General features: G+C 44.0%; 21 protein-coding genes. 17 read left to right on the top strand and 4 right to left on the bottom strand.

All coding sequences use genetic code 11. The features are described from left to right. The first annotated feature begins 479 nt into the window (after positions 1-479). Genes P4361_RS17670 through P4361_RS17660 form a run of 3 tightly spaced genes read left to right on the top strand, consistent with a single transcriptional unit; the run spans position 480 to position 3,245 of the window. Entirely contained in the window at positions 480-1,223 is a 744-nt protein-coding gene (locus P4361_RS17670; RefSeq protein WP_062236648.1) for an ABC transporter ATP-binding protein, read from the top strand. Beyond that, positions 1,220-2,437: an ABC transporter permease gene (locus P4361_RS17665; protein ID WP_328090279.1), complete on the top strand. Its 1,218-nt coding sequence runs from the start codon at positions 1,220-1,222 to the stop codon at positions 2,435-2,437. The genes P4361_RS17670 and P4361_RS17665 overlap by 4 nt, the downstream gene beginning before the upstream one ends. A 46-nt stretch (positions 2,438-2,483) precedes the next feature. Then, positions 2,484-3,245: an EcsC family protein gene (locus P4361_RS17660; protein ID WP_328090278.1), complete on the top strand. Its 762-nt coding sequence runs from the start codon at positions 2,484-2,486 to the stop codon at positions 3,243-3,245. Between the two features lie 59 nt (positions 3,246-3,304). On the opposite strand, the gene P4361_RS17655 is transcribed toward P4361_RS17660, so the two are convergent. Then, positions 3,305-3,736: a ferritin-like domain-containing protein gene (locus P4361_RS17655; protein ID WP_256226661.1), complete on the bottom strand. Its 432-nt coding sequence runs from the start codon at positions 3,734-3,736 to the stop codon at positions 3,305-3,307. Positions 3,737-3,883: 147 nt separating this feature from the next. Here P4361_RS17655 and P4361_RS17650 point away from each other — a divergent pair, with 147 nt between their 5' ends. From P4361_RS17650 to P4361_RS17640, 3 genes are all read left to right on the top strand, one after another. After that, entirely contained in the window at positions 3,884-4,408 is a 525-nt protein-coding gene (locus P4361_RS17650) for a type 1 glutamine amidotransferase domain-containing protein (protein ID WP_328090277.1), read from the top strand. 14 nt (positions 4,409-4,422) lie between these two features. Continuing rightward, on the top strand, positions 4,423-4,761 hold the full coding sequence (locus P4361_RS17645; protein WP_328090276.1) for a DUF3243 domain-containing protein: 339 nt from the start codon (positions 4,423-4,425) through the stop codon (positions 4,759-4,761). 84 nt (positions 4,762-4,845) lie between these two features. Next, positions 4,846-5,529, top strand: coding sequence for a phosphatase PAP2 family protein (locus P4361_RS17640; RefSeq protein WP_328090275.1), 684 nt, complete (start codon positions 4,846-4,848; stop codon positions 5,527-5,529). 4 nt (positions 5,530-5,533) lie between these two features. Here the strand turns inward: P4361_RS17640 and P4361_RS17635 are convergent, their stop codons facing one another. Further along, a complete protein-coding gene (locus tag P4361_RS17635; protein WP_328090274.1) occupies positions 5,534-6,424 on the bottom strand; it encodes a diacylglycerol/lipid kinase family protein in 891 nt (296 codons plus the stop codon). Positions 6,425-6,575: 151 nt separating this feature from the next. Further along, positions 6,576-7,076 (bottom strand): antibiotic biosynthesis monooxygenase, encoded by a 501-nt coding sequence (locus tag P4361_RS17630; protein ID WP_328090273.1) that lies wholly within the window; start codon positions 7,074-7,076, stop codon positions 6,576-6,578. 261 nt (positions 7,077-7,337) lie between these two features. Between P4361_RS17630 and P4361_RS17625 the strand changes: the two genes are divergently transcribed. The 9 genes from P4361_RS17625 (at position 7,338) to P4361_RS17585 (ending at position 20,710) form a co-directional block, all read left to right on the top strand. After that, positions 7,338-9,458, top strand: coding sequence for a PBP1A family penicillin-binding protein (locus P4361_RS17625; protein ID WP_328090294.1), 2,121 nt, complete (start codon positions 7,338-7,340; stop codon positions 9,456-9,458). A 372-nt stretch (positions 9,459-9,830) separates the two neighbouring features. Further along, positions 9,831-10,865 (top strand): uroporphyrinogen decarboxylase, encoded by a 1,035-nt coding sequence (gene hemE / locus P4361_RS17620; RefSeq protein ID WP_425590276.1) that lies wholly within the window; start codon positions 9,831-9,833, stop codon positions 10,863-10,865. Between the two features lie 5 nt (positions 10,866-10,870). Next, positions 10,871-11,812: a ferrochelatase gene (hemH, locus tag P4361_RS17615; RefSeq protein ID WP_256226655.1), complete on the top strand. Its 942-nt coding sequence runs from the start codon at positions 10,871-10,873 to the stop codon at positions 11,810-11,812. 5 nt (positions 11,813-11,817) lie between these two features. After that, positions 11,818-13,236, top strand: coding sequence for a protoporphyrinogen oxidase (hemY, locus tag P4361_RS17610; RefSeq protein WP_328090271.1), 1,419 nt, complete (start codon positions 11,818-11,820; stop codon positions 13,234-13,236). 98 nt (positions 13,237-13,334) lie between these two features. Beyond that, entirely contained in the window at positions 13,335-14,588 is a 1,254-nt protein-coding gene (locus tag P4361_RS17605; protein ID WP_062236622.1) for an ATP-binding protein, read from the top strand. Positions 14,589-14,671: 83 nt separating this feature from the next. Beyond that, entirely contained in the window at positions 14,672-15,241 is a 570-nt protein-coding gene (locus P4361_RS17600; RefSeq protein ID WP_328090270.1) for a TetR/AcrR family transcriptional regulator, read from the top strand. 165 nt (positions 15,242-15,406) lie between these two features. After that, the gene (locus P4361_RS17595) at positions 15,407-17,800 is read left to right on the top strand and encodes a YhgE/Pip domain-containing protein (RefSeq protein WP_328090269.1); all 2,394 of its coding nucleotides are present in this window, start codon (positions 15,407-15,409) and stop codon (positions 17,798-17,800) included. A gap of 212 nt (positions 17,801-18,012) precedes the next feature. Beyond that, on the top strand, positions 18,013-19,164 hold the full coding sequence (locus P4361_RS17590; protein WP_091006908.1) for an ABC transporter ATP-binding protein: 1,152 nt from the start codon (positions 18,013-18,015) through the stop codon (positions 19,162-19,164). Next, on the top strand, positions 19,154-20,710 hold the full coding sequence (locus P4361_RS17585; protein WP_328090268.1) for a glycine betaine ABC transporter substrate-binding protein: 1,557 nt from the start codon (positions 19,154-19,156) through the stop codon (positions 20,708-20,710). The genes P4361_RS17590 and P4361_RS17585 overlap by 11 nt, the downstream gene beginning before the upstream one ends. A gap of 46 nt (positions 20,711-20,756) precedes the next feature. Here the strand turns inward: P4361_RS17585 and P4361_RS17580 are convergent, their stop codons facing one another. Continuing rightward, entirely contained in the window at positions 20,757-21,479 is a 723-nt protein-coding gene (locus P4361_RS17580; protein ID WP_265408427.1) for an amino acid ABC transporter ATP-binding protein, read from the bottom strand. 234 nt (positions 21,480-21,713) lie between these two features. On the opposite strand from P4361_RS17580, the gene P4361_RS17575 reads away from it, so the two are divergent. Together P4361_RS17575 and P4361_RS17570 are read left to right on the top strand one after the other, a co-directional pair. Continuing rightward, positions 21,714-22,700 (top strand): LacI family DNA-binding transcriptional regulator, encoded by a 987-nt coding sequence (locus tag P4361_RS17575; protein WP_091006902.1) that lies wholly within the window; start codon positions 21,714-21,716, stop codon positions 22,698-22,700. Positions 22,701-22,753: 53 nt separating this feature from the next. Further along, positions 22,754-24,052: an ABC transporter substrate-binding protein gene (locus P4361_RS17570; RefSeq protein WP_328090267.1), complete on the top strand. Its 1,299-nt coding sequence runs from the start codon at positions 22,754-22,756 to the stop codon at positions 24,050-24,052. The last annotated feature ends 196 nt before the right edge of the window (positions 24,053-24,248 follow it).

Genomic DNA, 24,248 nt, shown 5'->3' with positions numbered 1-24,248 from the left:
TTTAAACAAAGAAAGAGGACCCTACGTTTGTAGAGCCCTCTTCCTTATAGAGGTTAGAGAAGAAAGGAGAACCTGGAAACATACATTTCGATTTTTTTGCGAACACCTCATTCTGTTGGATTAAAAGCTTAGGTAAGCAATAATCTTTCCAAGAGAATCATCTCCCTGAATTTGGTTGTTCAAATCGTTATATAGCACCTAAAATCTCCCTCGAAGAAGGGGGGATGCCTTCTTCAAATATAGGTTTGCCAAGAATCAAGAAGTTTATCCATAAAAAATGCAGCCGTTGGAAAACAAAAAAGAAACATAGTATGATGAAGATTAAATAAAGGCGGAATTGATAACAAATTAGAGGTGTCGCAGCTGTTCCTGAAACGAAGGACAGCTTTTTTAAAAAATTGTGGTTCGCGGTGCGGTTTTTCATATAAAATGGACAATCCGGTAAAATAAAGGAGAAGCTGGGAAAGAAGGGGTCGAACATGAAAAAAATTCTTGAAGTCAACGGATTAACAGGAGGCTATTCACCTGACAGGCCTGTGCTGCATGATGTTTCCTTTAATGTGCATGCCAATGAAATCGTAGGGCTGATCGGTTTGAACGGAGCGGGTAAAAGTACGACCATCAAGCATGTTTTAGGTCTTATGGAGCCGAATAAAGGTACTTCCAGAATTAATGGGAAGACCTTTCAGGAGGAACCGGAGGAATATCGTGGACAGTTATCATACATACCAGAGACACCCATCCTGTACGAAGAGCTTACTCTTTGGGAACACCTCGAGATGACTGCCATGGCTTATGGCCTGGAGGAGCAGACGTTTTTAACAAGAGTAAGGCCCCTGCTTACGGAATTTAACATGGAAAATAAAATCAAATGGTTTCCTGGACATTTTTCAAAAGGTATGCGGCAGAAAGTCATGATTTTGTGCGCTTTCCTGGTAGAGCCTGAACTCTACATCGTTGACGAACCATTCGTCGGACTGGATCCGCTCGGCATTCATTCATTTCTGGAACTGATGGAAAGGTTTAAAAATAACGGAGCAGGCATCCTGATGTCAACACATATCCTGGCAACGGCGGAACGGTACTGCGATCGTTTCATCATCCTGCATGAAGGCAAGATCGCTTTGGAAGGGACGTTAGCGGAATTGAAAAATCAGGTCGGAAATCCTCAGGCTACGCTCGATGAGATCTATATTTATACCAGCAGAGGAAACAGGCCATGATGGATTTCACAAAGATATGGGAGAGCAGGAAGGACCAGTATTTTGCAATAGCGCTCCGCTACTTCAGATTGATTGGAAACAGCGGGTTCATGCTCTCGCTTTACATTTTGTTTGTGATGGGAAGCTTCTATTATGCTAGGATCCTTAAACAGCTGCCTGAAAACTTTCCAGCGTCCTGGCTGCTTGTAGCGGTGTTTGCCTATTTGCTGACAAAAAGCCCAGTACGGACGTTTTTGAAAAAAGGCGACCTCGTGTTTCTCCTGCCTGTCGAATCGAGAATGAAAGAATATTTCAGGCATTCCTTGCGCTATACGATCATCATTCAATGCTTCGTGATCGTCGTTGTGTTTCTCGCATTCGGGCCGCTGTTTTCAAAGTTCATTACCGGAAGGCTGTTTGAGATGTTGCTGACCTTAATTCTGTTGCTGTCAGCAAAAATATGGAACGTCAAAACCTCATGGGAAGAACAGCGGCTGCCCTTTGACCGTAGCAGGAGGAACTATATGGCCATCCGTTTGGCTGTTAATGCAGTGTACCTGTATCTTCTTTTTCAGAAGGCTTATGTGTTTATCCTCGCTATTCTTGCCATTATGTACGTTTTATCAAATTTTGTGTTTGGTTACATCAAGAAAGTGCACGGCTACAAGTGGGAGCATTTGCTTGAAGTGGAAAATGGCATGATGATGAAGCTTTATCGGATTGCCAACTTGTTCACAGACGTCCCTCAGCTGTCTCAAAAAGTAAAGCCGAGAAAGTGGCTGTCACTGCTTTCCAAAGTGGCCTATAAACAGAGACATACGTTTGACGGTTTATACCGCAAGACGTTTTTTCGATCCAATGATTATTATGGAATCTACATTAGACTGATCATCATCGGCGTTCTTTTCCTTTTCTGGATCCCGTCCGGGTGGTGGCATCCTTTACTCGTCTTGTTATTTATGCATGCAACAGGCGTACAATTGCTGCCGCTTTACGGTCACCACAGGGGAAACGTATGGTTTGAGCTGTATCCTGTCAAACACCAATGGCGTTTTCAGGCTTTTCAAAAATGGCTTCGTATCCTTTTAACCATCCAGGCCGTCCTTTATATTGCCTTTCTGCTGCTGACGGGAGGGACTTGGATGATTGGAGCTGTATCAGGAGTGGCTGCAGTTATCTTTGTCTGGCTGTTTACCTCTTACTATACTAAAAAACAGCTGTTGCGAGTAATGTAGTAGTAATACAACCAAGCAAGGCTGGGAAGGATTGAGGGGAAGCTGTATGGGAAAGTATGAAACACAAATTCTGGCTGAACTGAACAGTTGGGAAAAAGAGTTCAACAAAAATCCCTCTCTCTGGGACCGATCAGCTAAAAAACTGCAAACCCGCATAAATGATCTTCTGCCCGAAAAGGTTCATCAGGTGATCACGAAAAGCATCAAAAGCATGGTGCATGGCACACTGATTGGTTCAGAATATACCTCGAAAAAGCAGCCGCATGCTCCTCTTGCCCTCAGGGAAAGTGATCAAGCGGCAGATTCGTTAATTACCGCTTACCGCCGGACAGCTGCAGTTGAGGGGGCGGGAACAGGGGCGGGGGGATTTTTGCTGGGCCTTGCGGATTTTCCAATCTTATTAGGAATTAAAATGAAGTTTCTGTTCGATGTGGCTGGAGTCTATGGATACGATGTTAAAGATTATCGTGAACGCCTGTATATTTTGTATATCTTTCAGCTTTCTTACTCAAGCCCGTTTAAGAGAAAAGAACTCTTGGAGAAAATCCTGAACTGGGAACGGACTATTGCAGATTTTCCGTCTGAACAGCAATCTTTGCAGAATATTGATTGGCAATCTTTGCAGCAGGATTACAGAGATCATATCGATCTAGTAAAGATGCTGCAGATGATCCCCGGTTTTGGAGCAGTAGTGGGTGCTTATGCGAACTATCGCTTTTTGGATGAACTTGGAAAAACCGCGAAGAATTGTTTCCGGCTGAGGACAATCAATCAATTAAAGGAAAAAGGCTGGCTGAAAGAGCCATAAAAAAAGCTGCCCCCGGATAAACCAATTGGTTTATCCGGGGGCAGCTTTATTGTTTTATTTTAGAAACGGTTGTCTTTTAATAGACGATCCATTTCTTCTTTATGTTTGGTTTCATCAGCAATCATGTCTTCGAGCTGGACAACCAGTTCCGTCAGTTTCAGCTGAGCTGCCTGCTCTTTGCGTTCTTCGTATCGGCGAATGGTGTCAATTTCTGCATTTCTTGCTTCTTCAAGCATTTGGCGTACATCTGATACCTGTTTGACTTCTTTTGGAGTTGTTGTAGGTATTCCGCCGAGTGTGCTGATCTTTTCTGCAAGGTAAAGGGCATGGCCTTGTTCATCGCCAATTTCTGACTCAAAGAATGGCTTTAGCACTTGGCGAAAGATTCCTGAAACCGTTGCTGCGTTGTGATTGTACATAATGATCGCTGAATATTCGTTGGCTAGATCCTCGTTTAGTCCATCAATTAGTGCTTGTAAATCTTTTTCCATCTTTACATTACCTCCCAAAATTCATTCTGTGTTATTCTTCCCCGTTTGCATAATGGATAAACTATGGAAAAAAGGGTTTACTTCAGTTGGCAAAAGGAAATGTTAAGAGGTGTAGACAGATGAAAATGTAAAGGAGCGTGGATTTTAGTGGCTAAAATCGCAACTGTACTTACCAATTTATTTGAAGATGTTGAATATACAGACCCAGCGAAAGCTTATAAAGAAGCGGGTCACGAAGTAGTGGTGATCAGCTCGGAAAAAGGAAAACCGCTGGAAGGAAAGCAGAAAGAAGAAACCGTTACTGCTGATGCAGGCATTGGCGATGTCAGCCCTTCTGATTTTGATGCTCTTTTCATCCCCGGCGGCTTCTCGCCTGATCAACTTAGGGATGATGAACGGTTTGTGAGTTTCGCAAAAGACTTTGCTGATAACGGAAAACCAATCTTTGCGATCTGTCACGGCCCTCAGCTGTTAATTACAGCAGAAGTATTAAAGGGCAGAAAAGTAACAGGCTATAACTCCATTAAAGTAGATTTGAAAAATGCGGGAGCTAATTTTGTCGATGAAGAAGTGGCAGTTTGCGGAGGCAACCTTGTGACTAGCCGACAGCCTGATGACATTCCGGCATTCAACAAGGAGTCCCTTTCCATTCTTTCAAAATTAAATCAATAAAGGAGAAGAAAGCTATGGGCAATGAAGAAAAGCATATCCTGCACAAAGACGATACAGTGAACATCAACAAAGTAGATGATACCGTTGGACGCATCAGTGATGAACGCAAAGATGAAATTTTACGGAACTTTTCTGAATTTAAATCGTATCTTCATACAAGGGTGGCCCTTGGTGAGAAACTTGGATTAGATGAAGAAACACTTGCTAAAGCTGCACAAAAAGTTGCAGATCATCTGGCTGAGGCCGAAGAGCCGCGCAATGCTGAAGAAAACCTTCTGAAAGAGCTTTGGAAGGCAGGCGACGAAAATCAAAGGCATCAACTGGCGCATATGCTTGTAAAGCTTGTACAATAGGACGCAGAAAAAGCTGCTTTGATTGCTCTCAGCAGCTTTTTCTTATTGCCAGATGTTATGACTGATGAAGCAAGAGGTGTTAAAATGATCCAAAAATGGATGAAAAAAATATCTTTCCCTATCGTCCCGGCTGTTCTGCTTGTGATTGGCTTTTTGCTGGCGGCGGCTGCTATTTTTATTTTTGCTTCCCTCTCTGAGGAAATTGTTGAAAAGGAACCTTTTGAATTTGATCCGGTAATTATTGATGCCGTACGTTCTTATTCCTCACCGGGGCTGGATCGTGTGATGTTATTTTTCACAGAAATAGGGTCCAAGCTGGCTCTCGGCATTCTGCTTGCTGTGGGTATGCTTTGGCTGTGGTTCAAACGGCAGAACCTATGGGGGATGGTATTCTTCCTGCTGGCTGTTGGCGGGGGAGGCTTATTGAACTTGCTGCTCAAAAATGCTTTTCAAAGAAAAAGGCCCAATGCAGATCCTTTGGTAGAAGCACTCGGCTTCAGTTTTCCAAGCGGACATGCAATGGGCAGTATGGTGTATTATGGATTCCTGGGATATTTGGTTGTAAGGAGCAAGAGAAAGCCCTTAAGAAAAGCAGGGTGGACCTTATTATTTGCGGTCGCCATAATTGGAATCGGCATCAGCCGCATTTATCTTGGTGTTCATTATCCCTCTGATATTATTGCGGGTTACTCTGCAGGATTGGTATGGCTTCTCTTATGCATAGCAGCCCTTGAGGCTGTTTATTTTTATAAACAGCCAAGAAGATGATCCCTCAGACTGGAAAGTTGCCGACGATGACTGACAGATACTTTTCCAGGTTAACCAGTTCAGCGGGTGTATGGACATTCCGTTCTCCATCACAGTCGATCAGTTGATCAGGCGCTGTATTCACCTTAAGGCGGCTGGTTTTATAGTATTTGATATCGTCATTGGCGGGAGTCTGGTTCAGCATTTTGGATTGAATCGTATCCCAGATTAAACGCAGAGATGGTTCTTTTACGATAAGAATATCGAATTTTCCGTCCTGTATATCGGTATCTGGGAAAAAGGCTTTGATGCCTCCAGTAAAAGGGCCATTTCCAACGATAAGCATGGCGGCTTCCCCTTGATACGTAAAGTCGGGGCTCTTGATATCAAGTTGAAACGGTTCATAATTTTTTAATGTTTGGGCGGCTGAAAGGTAGTAGGAGAGCCGTCCGAATTTATCTTTGACCTGGCTGTCTATATTGGTGGAAACTTGTGTAATGAGACCGATTCCCCAAAAGTTAAGAAAATAGTGAGCATTGCAGTGTCCAACGTCCAGCTGCTCGACCTTATGCTCCAAGATCTGGTCAATAGCTTTGAAGGGATTCTGATTCATGCCGATCGCCCTTGAGAAGTCGTTGCATGTACCTCCGGGAAGTATAGCAAACAAAGGCCTTTTTTCCAGAGGGCAAAGCGCGTTTACGAGCTCGTGAATGGTACCGTCTCCTCCCGCTCCAATCACGAGATCGACTTCACCTGCAATCTTCGTCAGATAGTTTCCTCCATCTCCAACATCCTGCGTTTGATGGACGATGACTTCGCTGTATTTTTCTTCTAGTTTTTGTACCACTTCATTTATGTTTTCAACAAGTTGCTTATTTCCGGCATTCGGATTTACGATAATGGCGGCTTTATTCATATCCGCGCCTCCCCATTCTTGTTACTAGAAATTCGAAATGACTTTTTTGTTGATAATACGATTGCCATTGTTTATTTCAGTCAGGAAAAAGCCTGCAGAGCAGCAATTCTGCCCGCGGGCTTTTCGGGACGTCCAATGTTTAAAAGCAGTTTTACGATTTTGAAACGACATCATATTCTTTTACAAAAGAGGGGCCGGAAAATAGAGTCTGGGGCAGTCCTGAGCCGGTGCCTCTGTTCTTGTGGGCTTCGGCATAGGCATTCGACTGCTGCCAGCTCGTAAAATCTCCTTGTGATTTCCAAAGGGTCATCACAATATAAGGGTCGTTTTCTTCTGGTCGCAGTATCCTGATGGCAGCAAAGCCAGATTCCTGTTCAACAAGACCTGCGCGCTGCTTAAAACGTTCTTCAAAGAGCGATTTTCCTTCTTCAGTTACTTGTATGTGGTTTAAGACAGCGAAAGAGCCTTCCTTCAATTGGCCCCTTGCATTTAAAATCTCATAGCCATGGCCCTCTTGGAAGGGATTTTCTCCTTCAAGCTCTGCGATCAGTGCCGCATCGCCGCTGCTTTCCAGCAGAATGGAGTGATCAGAAGAGGCTTCTGGAAGATTTTCTAAATAGTGCTGGGTTCCATACGTGATATATAGCTTCATATAATCCGCTCCTTATGTTTTTTATGTTTGAAATGCAGTCATCTTTAATTCATGATTTACCCGCGGAAAGCAAATAATAAACGAAAGCAAAAACGGACAGCAGGCAGCGTAAACAATTTTTTACTAGCGTCTGCAATTAAAAAGACTTTATCCTTGTTTTAGCGGATTCTGTAATAATATAGTAAAATAAGCAATCAGGTATGGGCACGTTGATAGGGAAACTTTGTATTGAAAAGAGGTACAGACGTGTTTAAAAACGGAATGCTTGGCATCGGTTTATTAATAGGAATATTGATAGCAGGTTTCATGGGCTATTTATTCATACTTATGGCTGGCGACTACGTCGTCGACGAGAAAGATCTTGTTATGAGCTCTGCCTCTAAACTTGTAGATATGAAGGGCAGCACAATCACACGGATTTATTCTGAAAATCGGGAGCTGGTTTCAGCTGATGAAATTCCAGATGAAGTGAAGGATGCTTTTGTTGCGGTTGAGGATACAAGATTTTATGAGCATCACGGGCTGGATTTTCGCTCGATCGCCCGTGCAGTTTACCGTGATATCGCGGCAGGCCATAAAGTTGAGGGAGGCAGCACGATCACTCAGCAGCTTGCGAAGAACGTTTTTTTATCACATGAGAAGTCATTGCTCCGAAAAACGAAGGAAGCAGTGATCGCTATCAATCTTGAAAGAAAATACAGCAAGGACAAGATTTTGGAGATGTATTTAAATCAGATTTATTTTGGGCATGGCGCATACGGGATTCAGGCAGCGTCCAAATTTTATTTTAATAAAGATGTCAGCGATCTGACGGTTGAAGAAGGAGCCATGCTTGCCGGGATGCCAAAAGCCCCAAGCTATTACTCTCCGATCGAACATAAAGAAGCGAGTAAAAAAAGAAGAGATCTCGTATTGGACCTGATGGCAAAGCATCATTTTATTTCAGCCGAACAAGCGGTAAGGGCGAAGGGGAAGACAATTGCTCTTAATATCCACAAGGAAGAGCGGAATCCAGCACTTACTACTTACATTGATATGGTGCTCCATGAGGCTAAACAGAAATATCACCTTTCCAGGGAAGAAATGAGAAAAGGCGGCTACAAAGTTGTCGTGCCGCTGAAAGAAAGTACACAAGAGGCGATGTACCAGACCTTTTTAAAGCCGGATTATTTTGTAGGAACAGGGAAAGAGCGTCCTGAAGGAGCCATGGTGCTCATGGATGCTGATACAGGCGGAATTATTGCTGCGCAGGGAGGAAGAGGCTATCTCACGGAGGGGCTGAACCGGGTATATGTTAACCGGCAGCCGGGTTCATCCTTTAAACCGCTTGCAGTTTATGCGCCTGCATTGGAATCAAAGGCCTATAAACCGTATTCGATGTTAAAAGATGAACAGCTCAGCTACAACGGCTATGAACCGAAAAATTACGATGGACGGTACAGGGGAAGGGTGTCCATGGCAGAAGCGATCCGCGATTCCATCAACGCTCCTGCTGTGTGGCTGCTCAACGAATTGGGAGTCGATCAATCAAAAGCAGCGTTGAGCAGTCTGGGGATGGATATTCCAGATAAAGGTCTCGGCATTGCACTCGGAGGTCTGGATCATGGTGTAACCCCTTATCAGATGATGGCAGCCTACCGTTCATTTGCACGTGAAGGAAAAACTGTCAAACCGTACGTCATCGCCAAAATTTATGACCGAAACGGCGAACTGGTTGGAAAGGCAAGCCACAAGGAAAAGAAAGTATTTAAAAAACAAACCGCATGGTACATGACACGTATGCTTCAGCAAGTAGTGGAAAAAGGAACGGGGAGATACGGCACGGTTGATACAGAGCTGGCGGGCAAAACCGGTACAACAAACTATGAAGGTGTGCCGCATGCCAACAAAGATGCATGGTTTGTAGGATATACCCCGAAAGTAGTAGGAGCAGCATGGATTGGATACGATAAAACGACGAATGAAAGCTATCTCAACACGTCCAGCGAAAAAGCAACAAGGCTCTTTAAAGATGTCATCAATCAGATGCCCTCACAGCGGGGCCTGACCTTTAAAAAGCCTAAAGGGGTAAAAGAGCTGGAGCCTCCGGTCGATCTCGTTAAGATCAAGGACATGAAGGCTGATTTCGCATTGGGGTCCTTCGGTGTTCCGGGAATAAAACTGACATGGACTCCATCGGCTGATAAACGATTGCAGTATAAAATCTATTCAGTCAAAGAAGGAAAGGCAACACATATTGATACCGTAACGGGCAAAGGAAGCTACAACGTATCCGCCAAATATTTGTTCAGCATGCCAAAGTTTTATGTCGTCCCGCTAAATCCGCAGACCGATCAGGAAGGCGAACCGTCCAACACCGTCTCCATGGAGTGGTTCAGATGATACCTTCGAAGTAAACAAGGTGCCAGGCACTTCACTTCGAAGTTTATGTTTAAAAAGGTAGTGCCAGGCACCCGCATCGGAGCAGTGCCAGGCACCAATCGAAGAAGCTTTTGCAAGCACCAGCTTCGAAGCGGTGTCTGGCACCTTGTTTGCCTCCGGTGCTGTGATGTTTGTCGATGGCTGATTGTCAAATTCATGACATTTAAAACCGGAAGCTATACATTTATTGTGAATTCTTTTACAATGTTTAATGGATATGGAGCGAACGGGTTTCTAAACGTTAAATTACAGGAATTCATAGTAGGTCGGGACACAAAGTATAGGAAGAAACGTGGATCGGGCTTTGCTTCAAAGCAGAAAGGTGTGTTGATTTTGACAGTTAACGATGAGTTTTTAAAAGCCTGCCGAAAAGAGAAAAACAGTTTTGTACCGGTTTGGTATATGCGCCAAGCAGGGCGTTCACAGCCGGAGTATCGAAAACTGAAAGAGAAATATTCGCTTTTTGACATTACTCACCGCCCCGAGCTTTGTGCTCAGGTTACGAAGCTTCCTGTCGACCAGCATGGTGTAGATGCAGCGATCCTTTATAAGGATATTATGTCGCCGGTTCCCGCTTTGGGCATCAACGTTGAGATCAAAACTGGTGTTGGGCCTGTTATTGACTGTCCTTTACGCACAATGGAAGATGTAGAAAAACTTGGAGCTATCCAGCCGGAGAAGGATGTACCTTATGTGCTCGACACAATAAAACTCCTTCGCCAGCAGCTAGAAGTGCCGCTGATTACATTTGCAGGTGCGCCGTTCACGATAGCGAGCTATATGATCGAAGGCGGGCCATCCAAGGATTATCACCATACAAAAGCACTGATGTATTCTGATCCTGAAGCATGGTTCCTGCTTATGGACAAGCTTGGAGATATGACGATTGCTTATGCAAAAGCACAAATCGCTGCAGGTGCTCAGGCGTTCCAGATATTTGATTCCTGGGTCGGTGCGCTGAACGCAGAAGATTTTAGAACATATATCAAACCAGTAATGAACCGTATCTTTACAGCGCTTCGCGGTGAAGGGGTCCCCCTCATCCTCTATGGTACTGGAGCCCGGCACCTTCTTCACGAGTGGAACGACCTGCCGATCGATGTTATCGGACTTGACTGGAGAACCTCTCCAAGAGAAGCCAGACAGATGGGGATTACTAAAGCATTGCAAGGTAATTTGGACCCATCCATCTTACTGGCCCCATGGAAGGTCATTGAGGAAAAAGCGAAGCAGATACTTGACGAAGGAATGGAAGAACCAGGTTTCATTTTTAACGTTGGAAAAGGGATATTCCCACAGGTACAAGTGGAAACCCTGCAGCGTTTAACAGCGTTTATTCATGAATATTCTTCTAACAAACTGGGGTGACGATGATGGGGAAACGAAAAGTAGGATTGCTTGTCATGGCTTACGGAACTCCAAGAAGCCTTGATGAAGTTGAGCCATATTATACACATATCAGACGCGGAAGAAAGCCTTCAGAAGAGCAGCTTCAAGATTTAACACGCCGTTATGAAATGATCGGGGGGATCTCTCCTCTCGCTAAAATAACCGAAGAACAGGCACAAAGGCTTGAAGAGATGATGAACAGCCGTTATGAAGATCTTGAGTTTAAGAGTTATTTAGGTTTAAAACATATCGATCCATTTATTGAAGATGCCGTAAAACAAATGAAGGAAGATGGAATAAATGAGGCAGTCTCACTTGTCCTTGCTCCCCATTACTCTACGTTCAGTGTGAAATCATACAACGGAAGGGCAGTTGAGGAAGCGGAAAATCTAGGAGGCATAAACATCACCTCTATTGATCAATGGTATGATAACCCTAAATTTATCGATTATTGGGTGAAGGAAATCAACAAGATTATGGATCAGATTCCATCTGGCGAGAAAGAAAAAACAGTTGTTATTTTCTCCGCACACAGCCTTCCAGAACGGATTTTGCAGATGGGAGACCCATATCCGGATCAGCTCAAGGAAACAGCTGATCTCATTGCCTCCAAGGCTGGCATCTCTCATTATACGATCGGCTGGCAAAGCGCAGGGAATACGCCTGAACCATGGATTGGGCCTGATGTGCAGGATTTAACAAGAGATCTGTATAAAGAGCACGGGTATACTTCCTATGTTTATTGTCCGGTAGGCTTTGTTGCCGATCATTTGGAAGTTCTGTTTGATAACGACTATGAATGCAAAGTAGTGACAGAAGAGCTTGACGTAAACTATTATCGTCCGGCCATGCCGAATGCAAAGGATGAATTCATCGATTCACTTGCTGATGTCGTTTCAGAAGCCTTAACTCAAAAAGGAAAGTGATAATCATGCCAGAGCGGAAGCATGTAGTAATTATCGGCGGCGGTATAACAGGATTGACCGCCGCTTTTTACTTGCAGAAGGAAGCGAAAGAAAAAAATCTCCCCATTACTTACACGCTGATTGAAGCGTCTGACCGGCTCGGTGGAAAAATTAAAACCATTCATCGCGATGGTTTTGTCATTGAACGTGGTCCGGATTCTTATTTAGGACGCAAGCAAAGCCTGACGAAACTCATTGAACATGCCGGACTTGAAGAAAAACTGGTTTCCAATGAAACAGGTCAGGCCTATGTGATGTCTGGCGGCAAATTGCACCCTATCCCTGAAGGAGCCGTAATGGGTGTCCCTACCAAAGTGGGGCCGTTCATCAAGACCAAGTTATTTTCCAAAGCCGGCAAAGCGAGGGCTGCAATGGATCTTGTGCTTCCACGCCGTGAAGGAGCGGATCAGGATATTTCTGTCGGCCATTTTTTCCGGAGAAGGCTTGGAGACCAGGTTGTTGAAAACTTGATCGAGCCCTTGCTGTCTGGAATTTACGCAGGAGACATCGACCGGCTGAGCCTGCAGTCGACATTTCCTCAGTTTCAGGATGTGGAAAGAAAGTCCAGAAGCCTTATACTCGGTATGAAACAGAATATACCAAAGGCTTCTGAAAGACCGGGAACTTATGGCAAAAAGAAGAAAGGCCAGTTCTTGACCCTTTCTTCCGGTTTGGAATCTCTTGTAGAAAGACTCGAGGAGCTTCTTGAGCCGGAGAGTATCTGGAAAAACAAAAAGGTTTCAGGCATCGAACGTGAAGAAACAGGACGATACCGGGTTGAATTGGAAGATGGAACGAATACGCATGGTGATTCTGTGATTCTGGCTTCTCCTTATTCAGTAGCCAAGCAGCTGCTGCCAGAACAAATCAGGGTGGATGAGTTCCATTCCACACCATCAACATCAGTTGCAACCATAGCGATGGCTTTTCCGGCTTCAGCTCTGAAAAATGATATTAACGGTACAGGCTTCGTTATTTCGCGGAAAGATCCAACAACCATCACCGCGTGTACGTGGACACACCGAAAATGGCCGCACACAACGCCGGAAGGGAAAGTTCTGCTCCGCTGTTATGTGGGCAGGGCGAACAACCAGGAAATTGTTTTTGAATCTGACGAAGCTATTCTGAAAGCCGTCCTGAATGATCTGGATAAAATCATGGACATTACCTCTGAACCTGAATTTTATTATGTTTCACGCTGGATTCAGTCCATGCCTCAATATGAGGTTAACCACAAACAATTGTGGCAAAAACTACAGGACAATCTTTCAGCACATTATCCGGGTGTATATGCTGCAGGTGCCTCCTATGAAGGTGTAGGACTTCCCGATTGTGTAGCTTCAGCTGAAAAGGCGGTTACCCATATTATCAATACCTTGCGATAGGCCACATCGGACCTATCGCGCTTTTTTGTGCACAAAACAAATGAAAGGGATAATTTGATATACTTGGTTTGCAGGGATTTACTGAAGGGACTTATGTGATGAAATACTTTTTACAGCCGCTGTTTGTGAATATAGCTGTTATCTTTTCTTTAACCTATATCGCCAATACGATTGTACCTTTTCTTATTGAGCGGAAGCTGGCGCTAAAGGCCAAAATGCTTTATGGGGGGATTGCCGGCATCTGTGCTTTGCTTTGTATGGCCTATCCTATTGAAACGCTGAAGGACTCCTTTTTTGACCTTAGAAACGTTCCGATTGTTGTTGCGACTCTCTACGGCGGATTGCTGCCAGGTGCGATATGCACGATCATTGTTTCCATAGCGAGGCTTATCATCGGGGGCCATTTTGCTTTCCTTGGCGTTGTGCTTGCCTTAGTGGCGTTTGTCATTGCAGGGGCATACAAAGGTTTTTTTACTGAGGAAATGAAAAAATGGAGAGCTGGAATAGTTATTGCGGCCGTTTACACGATCATCTATATGATGATTATTCATAGTGAGATGGATTTTCTTCCAAGAGACTTTTATTGGGTTTATTTCATTTGCTTTAATGTGTCTTTCTTTACTTCTATCATCCTTATTGAAAGATTGACGTTCATTAATATGAGGCTTGAAGAAACCGCCTATCTCGATAAACTCTCTGTGGTAGGGCAGATGGCAGCAGCGATCGCTCATGAGGTCAGGAACCCCCTGACTACTGTCCGGGGTCTCATTCAATTTTTGGCAAAGGATACGGAAGATAAAAAGCTGGAAGAGCTTGCTCCTTTAATATTGGATGAATTAGACCGAACCAATAAAATCATTACTGATTACTTAACTTTGGTCAAACCCGGAAAGCCAGATCTAAAGGTCCTTCAACTGGATAAATTGATCCAGGATACGCTCTCACTGATAAGGCCTTACGGATTTCTTCATAATACAGTCATTGCGTACGAGCTAACTGGAGAGAATGATGAAATCGTTGCTGATGAGCATCATGTGAAACAATGTCTGATCAATATTATTAAAAATGCCATTGAGTCAACGGATGGAAAAGAAGGGCTGATTACAGTTTATAAACATTCTTTCTCCAAAGACTCCATTACACTGGCGATTGAAGATAATGGAAAAGGCATGTCTGAAGAAGAACTTCAGCAGATCGGGCTTCCTTTTTATACAACAAAGACCAAGGGCACAGGTTTGGGCACAATGATTATTAGCCGGCTCATCCGTAGTATTGGAGGGAGCGTGCGGTATGAAAGTACACCGGAGGAAGGGACGAAGGTTTTATTGACCTTGCCTGTTAAATCTTCCTAATTATACTTGTGTGATCCGCAATAACGTGGTAAAGTTTGAAATTGACCAGATGGGAAAAATGGTCAGTGAAAGGGAATGAGCCCATGATTGATCGAAAACAAAATATTATTGAAGCTGCAGCAAAGTCTTTTTCGCTGTTTGGATATAAAGCCACCACTATGGATCAGGTAGCTAAAATTGCTAATGTCGGTAAAGGGACAATTTATACTTTTTTTGATAATAAAGAAGAACTGTTCAGGGAAATTGTAACCGATCTTGTAAGGCAGATACGGTATGTCGCAGCAGATGCGATAAAGGAAGACCGAGCATTTCATGAAAATCTTCATTCCGCCTTATATGGTGTCCTGGATTTCCGCAAGTCCCATCAGCTTGCAATCAAGATTGCACAGGAAGGAAGAGAACTGAATACTCCTGCCGTAAAAGAGGCAAGCGTCATGCTTGAGAAGGCTGTTATCACTTTTATTAAACAAGAGCTTCAGAAAGCCATTGAAAAAGGAGAAATAAGGAAGTGCAACACAGATATTACTTCTTATGTGATGCTGAAAATGTACGTTTCACTCGTATTTGATTGGGAGCAGGAACATGAGCCTCTCAGCAAGGAAGAGATTGCGGACATTTTTGAAAATATTTTAATGACGGGACTTAAAAGGTAACAGTTGCAAACCTGTTATATTCGTGGTATTTTTGTAAATGACCAAATTTTAATTTTAGTCATTTTAAGTGATCTTTATTGCAAGATCTCTCTTTTTTTTTAATAAAATGACCGATTGACCGAAATGGTCATATTGTATGAAATGATAGAAATGGGTGAAATTAGCATGATAAGAAAACAATTTCAGGCCGTCCTACGCAATCCGAAATTACTGATTCCGGTTGCAGCCATTTTGTTTATTCCCATCTTGTACAGTGGAATTTACTTGTGGGCTTTCTGGGATCCATATTCGCATACGGATAGGCTGCCGGTCGCTGTAGTAAACGAGGATAAGGGAGCTAAGCTGGATGGTGAAAAGCTTCAAATCGGTGATGATTTAGTAAAAGATCTGAAGGATAACTCAGACTTCAAGTGGGAATTTGTCAGTTCGGATAAAGCTGAAACGGGCTTAAAGGATAATCAGTATTATGCGGTCATTGAGGTTCCGGGAAACTTCTCAGAAAAAGCTAAAACAGCGATGGATCCTCATCCTGATAAACTTCAGTTAAATTATAAAACAAATTCTGGCTATAACTATCTTGCCTCCCAAATCGGGAAAAAAGGTGTAGAACAGCTTGAAAACAAGCTCTCTAATGAAATTTCCAAAACGTATACCGGAATCATTTTTGATAAAATTGGTGAAATGGGCGATGGTTTCAAGAAAGCATCAGATGGTGCGGGGAAATTAGCTGATGGTTCTTCAAAAGCTTCTGGCGGCTCACACGATCTTGTTAAAGGCACTGAAGCCTTTTCGAACAAGACAGAAGACCTCCACAATGGCTTGAACCAGCTGGCGGGAGGATCGTCACAGCTTTCTGAGGGCTTGAAACAATCCGAAGATGGAGCTGGAAAGCTGTACTCAGGCATGAAAGAGAAATCCCCTGAGATCGACCAGCTCAATAAAGGCGCAAGCAGCCTTGAAAAGGGCCTGAACAGCCTATCCGGGGGACTGGATCAGCTTGACCAAAAAGGAAATCAGATAACGTCTGGACAGGAACAGCTGGCCAAAGGAGCCAATGACTTGAAGACGGGAGCAGCGGCTGCTTATGAAGGCTCAGCCGTACTCGATGATAAAGGAAAAGGTTTAGAGGATGGCGCCCAAAGCATTAGGGACGGAGCGGCTCAGTTATCCTCCGGGATGACAACGTTAAAAGACGGTGCTGACAAAACAGCAGCAGGGGCAAAAACCGTGAATGAGGGACTTGCTTCTTTAAAAGAGGATATGGCGAAAAATCCCGATATGCCAAAGGCTGAAATATTGGCCCGTGTCGCAGCTCTTGAAGCTGGAAGCAAGCAGGTCAGCGACGGTACTCAAAAAGTAGCCGAGGGGACAGCGCCTTTAAAAGCGGGTGCCGATCAACTTTCTGCTGGAGCTAACAAGTTATCAGCAGGCCAGGCACTGTTTCAAAAAGGTGTAGAAGCCCTTCATGCCGGCCAGAAGAAACTGGTAGACGGCACGGCTCAGCTGGCTTCTGGACAGCAGAAATTGCTTGAAGGAACAAAAACGTTTATGTCCCAAATCGGAGAAGCAAAAGGCGGCGCCGATCAATTAGCCGATGGCTCCGCTAAATTGTCTGCAGGAACAGCAGGGTTGTCCCAAGGCTGGTCCGGTCTTGTCGATAACGTCGGCAAACTCAGCCAAGGCCAGTCTAAACTGGCAAAAGGAAGCATTGATCTTACGAATGGCCTGCAGAGTGCAAAAGACGGTTCAGGCAAGCTGAGCGATGGAGCACGCCAACTGAATGATGGGGCTGGTAAACTGGCTTCCGGTGTCGATTCTATTAAATCCGGCAATGAAAAACTGGCTGGAGAATTGAACAAAGCGGCAGAAAAGGCTCACAAAGCGAAAGCTACGGATGATGAAGTCAAAATGATTTCCAATCCGGTAAAAACCTTGAACGCCAGCACCGTAAAAGATATGACCTATGGAACCGGGCTTGCTCCATACTTCTTGTCCCTAGGACTGTTTGTAGGTGCCCTCATGCTGACCATTGTGTTCCCGCTCGTTGAACCAGCGATGAAACCCAAAAATGCATTCAGCTGGTTCTTCAGCAAATATGCTTTTATGGCAGTGACAGGCATTGTTCAAGCTCTAATCGCGGATCTGATCTTGCTGCAAGGTCTTGGTCTCGAAGTACAGAACACAGGCAGATTTGTTTTGTTCAGTATCATCATCAGCTTAACGTTCATGGCCATTATTCAGTTCCTTGTTACAACCATGGGCAACCCCGGACGATTTATCGTTATCCTGATGCTGATCTTCCAATTAACATCAAGCGGAGGAACATTCCCGACAGAAATGATTCCTTCTTCACTGCAGACGGTTCACTTTTTTATGCCGATGTCCTATTCTATCGCCGGGCTGCGTGCTGTCATAACGACGGGGGATTACAGTCTTATGTGGCAGAATGCGATCATACTCGGGTACTTTATGGTTCCAATGCTGGCAGCTTCCCTTCTCTTCTTCAGAATCAAAATGAAGAAGTTCAGAAACGAAGAACCTGCTGCGAACACTATCTAATACTAAGGCAGTCCTATCTATTAATGAGGGGACTGCTTTTTTGCTATAAAGCGTTGTTTAGCTCCAGCACTTGTCGGCCCTTAACAGACTACTAGAGTTTTTCTTAAATTTGCTTGCTAAATTGGTTTCTTGCTTGATCAAATAGGGAAACATAGGAATGATGATAAAAATATGCCGTGACAGAAAAGGAAAGAGAAAGTAGGAGATAGACCTTGATCACATTTAAAAACGTGGCAAAGAAGTACCCTGATGGCTTTGAAGCCCTTAAAAACATTGAATTTCATATTAAGAAAGGAGAATTGATTGCCTTAATCGGACCGAGCGGCTGCGGAAAGACGACAACAATGAAGATGATTAACCGCCTGATCGAACCGACAGGAGGAACCATTCTAATTGACGGTGAAGATATTTCTGAAAAAGATCCAGTTCAGCTTCGCCGAAATATAGGATACGTGATTCAGCAGATCGGCTTATTGCCCCATATGACAATCGGTGAAAACATCTCCCTCGTACCAAGGCTGAAAGGCTGGAAGAAAGACAAGTATGATCATAAAATTGATGAATTGCTGAACTTGGTCGGACTTGACCCAGAAACGTTCAAAGACAGATACCCTTCCGAGCTTAGCGGCGGACAGCAGCAGAGAATAGGCGTCATCCGGGCTCTTGCCGCAGAACCACCTGTTATTTTAATGGATGAACCGTTCAGTGCACTGGATCCGATCAGCAGGGAGCAGCTTCAGGACGAACTGATCAAGCTTCAGGATACTATCCAGAAAACGATTGTATTTGTAACCCATGACATGGATGAAGCGTTAAAAATAGCTGATCGTATCGCCATTATGCGCGAGGGCAGAATTGTCCAGTTTGATACCCCGGAAAGAATCCTCCGTCATCCAGCCGATGATTTTGTCAAAGGCTTTATTGGTGAACAAAGGCTTGAAGACTTAAGCAACGATAAGCCGGCAGCAGCTGATCTCATGATTGATAAAGTTGTGACTGCGAGGGCTTCAAGAGGACTGGCGGAAGCATTGAAGATGATGAAACGCTATAAAGTAGACAGCTTAATGGTGACCAATCCGGAAGACCAGCTTCTTGGGATTGCAACTATTGGTGCGGTGGAACGGTTTTATAACGAGGAAGACAAAACGATTGGTGATATTATGGACAAGGACTTTCATGCCGTAGAGCTGGAGTCACCCTATACGGATGTCGCTGAGGTGTTTGCCAAGAAAAGGGCTTCATTTATTCCTGTCTTGAACAATGGAAAATTGGCAGGCTTGATTACTCAATCCACGATGATGCGTGGCCTTGCAGGAATGAAGACCTCCGCAAGACAGGAAGGAGGGTCTTTAGATGAACAATAAAAACTTTTTCTCAACACTTGTGGATACGTTTAAAACGAGGTGGCCGGACATTCTGGAAGGGCTGCAGCAGCATTTATTTCTTTCTCTTGTGTCGATCCTTATCGCAGCTGCGATTGCCATACCACTAGGCATTTATATTTCAAGAAGAGCTAGAATTGCGGAGCCTGTAATCGGTGTAACAGCTATCTTTCAGACGATTCCAAGCTTAGCATTATTCGGATTTTTGCTTCCGCTCTTTGGCATCGGAAGCACAACCGCAATTATTGCATTGACTGTGTATGCACTGCTTCCCATTTTAAGAAATACATATACTGGCATTACAGGAGTGGATCAGTCTGCGGTTGAAGCGGGCCGGGGAATGGGGATGACGAAGAATCAAATTTTAAGAATGATTGAACTCCCGCTTGCCCTTCCTATTATTATGGCAGGCTTGCGCACCGCCACAGTGTTAACGATCGGGGTAGCCACGTTGGCGGCCTTTATTGGTGCTGGCGGACTCGGTGACCTGATCTACAGGGGGCTTTCAACAACCAGGAATGAGCTCGTGCTTGCTGGTGCTATACCAGCTGCTCTGCTCGCGCTTGTTATCGATTATATTCTGAAGCGGATTGAAATCGCGTCTAATCCGGTCGGCAAAAGGAAGTTTTCGTGGAAAAAGGCGTCTATTATTCTCATACCCGTCGCTGCGCTGCTTCTGTTTTTCGCCATAAGGAGCGGTACATCAGACGATACGATTAAGATTTCAGGGAAGAAATGGACAGAGCAGTATATCCTTCCTTATGTTATCGCGGAATATGTAGAAGCAAAAACAGACTATAAAGTAGACGTAGGAGAAGGGCTCGGAGAAACCCCGATATTGACCCAGGCCATCAAAAAGGGTGATATCGACATGTACGTAGAGTATACAGGGACTGGACTGCTTACCATCCTTAAGGAAAAGTATTCTCCCAATCTTACTCCCGATCAAATCTATGACCGTGTGAAAGAAGGATACAAAAAGAAATATAAACTGGACTGGCTTGAGCCCCTTGGTTTTCAGAATACGTATGCTCTTGCTCTACGGCCTCAAAAGTATAAAGAACTTGGAGTGAAAACCACCTCTGAGCTTGCAGGCAAATCATCACAAGTCACGTTCGGCGCTCCAACCGAATTCTATGAACGTGAGGATGGCTATCCCGGTTTCCAAAAGGTGTATAACTTTAACTTTAAAGATAAAAAAAGCCTTGATCCCAATTTGATGTATGGAGCGGTAAAGGCTGGAAAAGTAGATACCATCGCTGCCTTTACAACTGATGGAAGGATTGCGCGCTATAATCTCAAGCTGTTAAAAGATGATAAGAAATTCTTCCCGCCTTATTATGCGGCACCGGTTGTCAGACAAGAAACACTTAAAAAATTTCCGAAGCTGAAGGATACTGTTAATCAGCTGGCAGGAAAAATAAGTGAAAAGGATATGGCAGAAATGAACGCGAAGGTGGACATCGATAAGGAAGAACCAGGGGATGTGGCAAGGGATTTCCTTAAGAAAAAAGGGTTAGTTAAATAAACATCCAATAAAAAAAGCCTGGCGATGCCAGGCTTTTTTTATTGGACTATAGAACCTTGCTTAAAAAGGATTTTGTCCTCTCATGCTGCGGGTTTCCGAATAATTCAGACGGAATGTTCTCTTCAACGATATAGCCGCCATCCATGAAGATGACACGGTCACCGACCTCACGGGCAAAGCCCATTTCGTGGGTAACAACGACCATCGTCATTCCTTCCTTCGCAAGCTGTTTCATCACTTCGAGCACTTCACCAACCATTTCGGGATCCAGTGCTGAAGTAGGTTCGTCAAAGAGCATGATCTTAGGATCCATAGCCAGTGCGCGGGCGATGGCTACACGCTGTTTTTGTCCTCCAGATAACTGTCCCGGGTAACTGTCTGCTTTGTCATTCAAGCCAACTTTGGATAGAAGAGCGAGAGCTTTTTCTTTAGCTTTCGCTGGTTCCATCCCCCGTACTTTTATAGGCCCAAGCGTCACGTTTTCCAGAACGGATTTATGTGGAAAGAGGTTGAACTGCTGAAACACCATACCAACATCCTGGCGTACAAGGTTAATGTTTACCTTCGGATCAACAAGATTATAGCCATTCACCACTACTTCTCCGCCAGTGATATCCTCTAGCTTATTTAAACAGCGGAGAAACGTGCTTTTCCCTGAACCGGACGGACCGATCACGCAGACTACTTCCTGTTCCTTGATTTCAGAGTTTATATCTTTTAACACTTCTAAATCCCCAAAGGATTTTTTTAAGTTTCGTACTTTGATCATTGAGAGTTCGTTCCCCCTTATTTTATATCCTATTAGATCTCTTTATCGTTTTCCTGATGTTAACTAGATTATACCTTCTGAAAGGGGAGAATGCGATGAATAAAACTTTTAATGTAAACTATTATAAAAATTTTTAGAAAACTTATTGACCTTCTAGGAAGTTTCACCTATACTCAATTTATGAAAACGATTTCATGATTTCGATTTCATAGTTAGAAATGAAGGAGAAACGCAATGGCGACTATTCAAGATGTAGCAAAGCTGGCCGGATTATCGAGAACAACAGTCTCCAGAGTAATCAATCAGCATCCATATGTTACGGATGAAAAGAAAAGACTCGTTATGAATGCGATGGAAGAGTTAAATTATGTACCTAATTCTTCTGCACGCCGGCTAAGAAAGCAGCAGACTGAAACCATTGCCGTTTATGTCCCAAGGATCACAAATCCCTTCTTCAGCCAAATGGTTGAGGTCATGGGAAACTATGCGTCCGATAAAGGATACCAGCTTATTCTCTGCCAGACGAGCTACAGCCGCAATCAGGAGATCAATTATCTTGAATTACTGAAAACGAAGCAAGTAGACGGGTTGATCCTCACGTCCATCGAGAATGAATGGAGTGACATTGAACCGTATATGAACTTTGGGCCGATCATGCTATGCAATGAATACAATGATGAAGCCGATGTACCAACCGTTTATTTAAATCAGGTTGAAGGCGGTTACATAGGGACGCGGCATCTCATCGAGCAGGGACATACGAAAATTGGATATTGCTCGGGGGACAACACCGCATCGCGCGTAGCTTCTGACCGGTACAAAGGCTATAAGAAGGCATTGGCTGAGGCAGGGCTTCCTGTCAACGATGAGTGGTTCCTGACAAGTGCATACAGCATAGAGGATGGAAAGCGGATTTTTCAAACCATCGCAGGCATGCAGAACCCTCCTACGGCAGTGTTTACCGGAAGTGATGAAGTAGCAGCAGGAATCTGGAAGGAAGCGGTCAATCATCAATGGCGAGTACCGGATGATTTAGCCATCATAGGTTTCGATGACCAGCCAATTGCAGATTTGATCGGTTTGACGACGATTGAGCAGCCGATAGAGGAAATTGCAAAGCGGGCAATGGAACAAATGATTCAAACGATAGAAAAGAAACTGCCAAGCAAGAAAAAGGAAATAAAGCTTGATTTTAAACTGGTTAAACGGCGGTCTACCTGATTCCATTAATGGAATCAGCAGTCCGCGTACTATATTAAAGGGGGATAACCTTGATGAACATCAAAAAAATCTCAAAGGTCATTACAACATCACTTGCTCTTTCACTCGTTTTGTCCGCGTGCAGTGACAACAAAGCGAGCACAGACGAAAAGTCAAAGGATTCTGGAAGCAAAGGTAAAAAAGTCGAGTTGATTTATGCTCGCGGTAAAGATGACACACATGCTACGCAAAAGATGGTAGCAGCGTTCGAGAAGAAGTACCCGAACATCGATGTTAAATTCCGTGAGATGCCTGCTGACACAGGAAAGCAGCATAACGCTTACGTAACAGCGTTCAACGCCAAATCTGATGAGATCGATGTCTTTGATATGGATGTTGTGTGGCCGGCAGAGTTTGCACAGGCTGGCTACGTTATGCCGCTTGACCGTTTCATTCAAAAAGACGGTGTAAAGCTGGATGAGTATAACGAAGGTGCATTAAGCGCTTCTAAATTTAAAGGAAAACAATGGGCTCTTCCTAAGTTCATTGATGCCGGTATGCTTTTCTACCGTACAGACCTTGTAAAATCACCGCCGAAGACGTGGGATGACCTTTTGAAGCAGGCAAAAGCAGATAAAGGAAAAGGCGGCACGAAGTTCGGATACTTGATGCAGGCAAAGCAATATGAAGGACTTGTATGTAACGCGGTTGAATTTATCGCTTCTTACGGTGGAGAGATCATCAATGACAAAGGAGAAGTTGTCGTAGATTCTCCACAAGCTGTAAAAGGGATCAAAAAACTTGTAGAAGTTGCTACTTCTGATGTTGTACCTAAAAACGTAACGACATTCGCAGAGCCTGAGTCTCATACAGCGTTCATTAACGGACAATCTGCGTTCATCCGCAACTGGCCGTATCAATATGCTCTTGCTAATGATAAGTCACAATCTAAAATTGTAGGCAAAATTGGCGTAGCACCGCTTCCTGCTGGTGACAAAGGACCTGCTGCTGCACTTGGCGGATGGCAAGCGGGTATCAACAAGAATACTGATGTACCGAAAGAAGCTTGGTTATTCCTTAAATTTATGGCGGGTGAAGAAGGACAGAAGCTTGATGCGATCAATGGCGGACATGCTCCAACGCTCAACAAATTGTTCGACGATCCAGATGTTCAAAAAGCAAATCCTTACTTTAAAGAAGAAGGATTCGTAAACGCTCTTAAATCAGCGGTTTCCCGTCCGGTAGCACCGAACTACACTGAGATCTCAGATATCATCCAAATCCAGATTTCCAAAGCGATCGCTAAAGAAATCACACCGGAACAAGCAGCGAAAAACATGCAAAAAGAAATCTCTGCAAAGCTTCAGAAGTAAGATAAAACCAGACAGGTAAATGCATAAGCCTTCATATTCATGGAGGCTTATGCAAAATTATTAGTGGTATCGATTCCAGAATGAAATGGATGGACTGTTGCTTCGCCAGTCCATCGATGGCATTCGTTATGTAAGGAGTGGACAAACGTGGAAGTAAAGCTAAATCCAGAAAAACAGCCAAAGCAGGTAAAGCCTT

This window comes from Fictibacillus sp. B-59209 (assembly GCF_036216745.1).
Taxonomy (GTDB): Bacteria; Bacillota; Bacilli; order Bacillales; family Fictibacillaceae; genus Fictibacillus_C; species Fictibacillus_C marinisediminis.
The sequence above is the reverse complement of the archived record's forward strand: the minus strand, read 5'-3'. Positions and strand labels throughout refer to the sequence as shown.

Coding starts and splice junctions, on each gene's coding strand:
- P4361_RS17670 (WP_062236648.1), top strand. CDS start 480: ATGAAAAAAATTCTTGAAGTCAACGGATTAACAGGAGGCTATTCACCT.
- P4361_RS17665 (WP_328090279.1), top strand. CDS start 1,220: ATGATGGATTTCACAAAGATATGGGAGAGCAGGAAGGACCAGTATTTT.
- P4361_RS17660 (WP_328090278.1), top strand. CDS start 2,484: ATGGGAAAGTATGAAACACAAATTCTGGCTGAACTGAACAGTTGGGAA.
- P4361_RS17655 (WP_256226661.1), bottom strand. CDS start 3,736: ATGGAAAAAGATTTACAAGCACTAATTGATGGACTAAACGAGGATCTA.
- P4361_RS17645 (WP_328090276.1), top strand. CDS start 4,423: ATGGGCAATGAAGAAAAGCATATCCTGCACAAAGACGATACAGTGAAC.
- P4361_RS17640 (WP_328090275.1), top strand. CDS start 4,846: ATGATCCAAAAATGGATGAAAAAAATATCTTTCCCTATCGTCCCGGCT.
- P4361_RS17635 (WP_328090274.1), bottom strand. CDS start 6,424: ATGAATAAAGCCGCCATTATCGTAAATCCGAATGCCGGAAATAAGCAA.
- P4361_RS17630 (WP_328090273.1), bottom strand. CDS start 7,076: ATGAAGCTATATATCACGTATGGAACCCAGCACTATTTAGAAAATCTT.
- P4361_RS17625 (WP_328090294.1), top strand. CDS start 7,338: ATGCTTGGCATCGGTTTATTAATAGGAATATTGATAGCAGGTTTCATG.
- hemH (WP_256226655.1), top strand. CDS start 10,871: ATGGGGAAACGAAAAGTAGGATTGCTTGTCATGGCTTACGGAACTCCA.
- hemY (WP_328090271.1), top strand. CDS start 11,818: ATGCCAGAGCGGAAGCATGTAGTAATTATCGGCGGCGGTATAACAGGA.
- P4361_RS17605 (WP_062236622.1), top strand. CDS start 13,335: ATGAAATACTTTTTACAGCCGCTGTTTGTGAATATAGCTGTTATCTTT.
- P4361_RS17600 (WP_328090270.1), top strand. CDS start 14,672: ATGATTGATCGAAAACAAAATATTATTGAAGCTGCAGCAAAGTCTTTT.
- P4361_RS17595 (WP_328090269.1), top strand. CDS start 15,407: ATGATAAGAAAACAATTTCAGGCCGTCCTACGCAATCCGAAATTACTG.
- P4361_RS17585 (WP_328090268.1), top strand. CDS start 19,154: ATGAACAATAAAAACTTTTTCTCAACACTTGTGGATACGTTTAAAACG.
- P4361_RS17580 (WP_265408427.1), bottom strand. CDS start 21,479: ATGATCAAAGTACGAAACTTAAAAAAATCCTTTGGGGATTTAGAAGTG.
- P4361_RS17575 (WP_091006902.1), top strand. CDS start 21,714: ATGGCGACTATTCAAGATGTAGCAAAGCTGGCCGGATTATCGAGAACA.
- P4361_RS17570 (WP_328090267.1), top strand. CDS start 22,754: ATGAACATCAAAAAAATCTCAAAGGTCATTACAACATCACTTGCTCTT.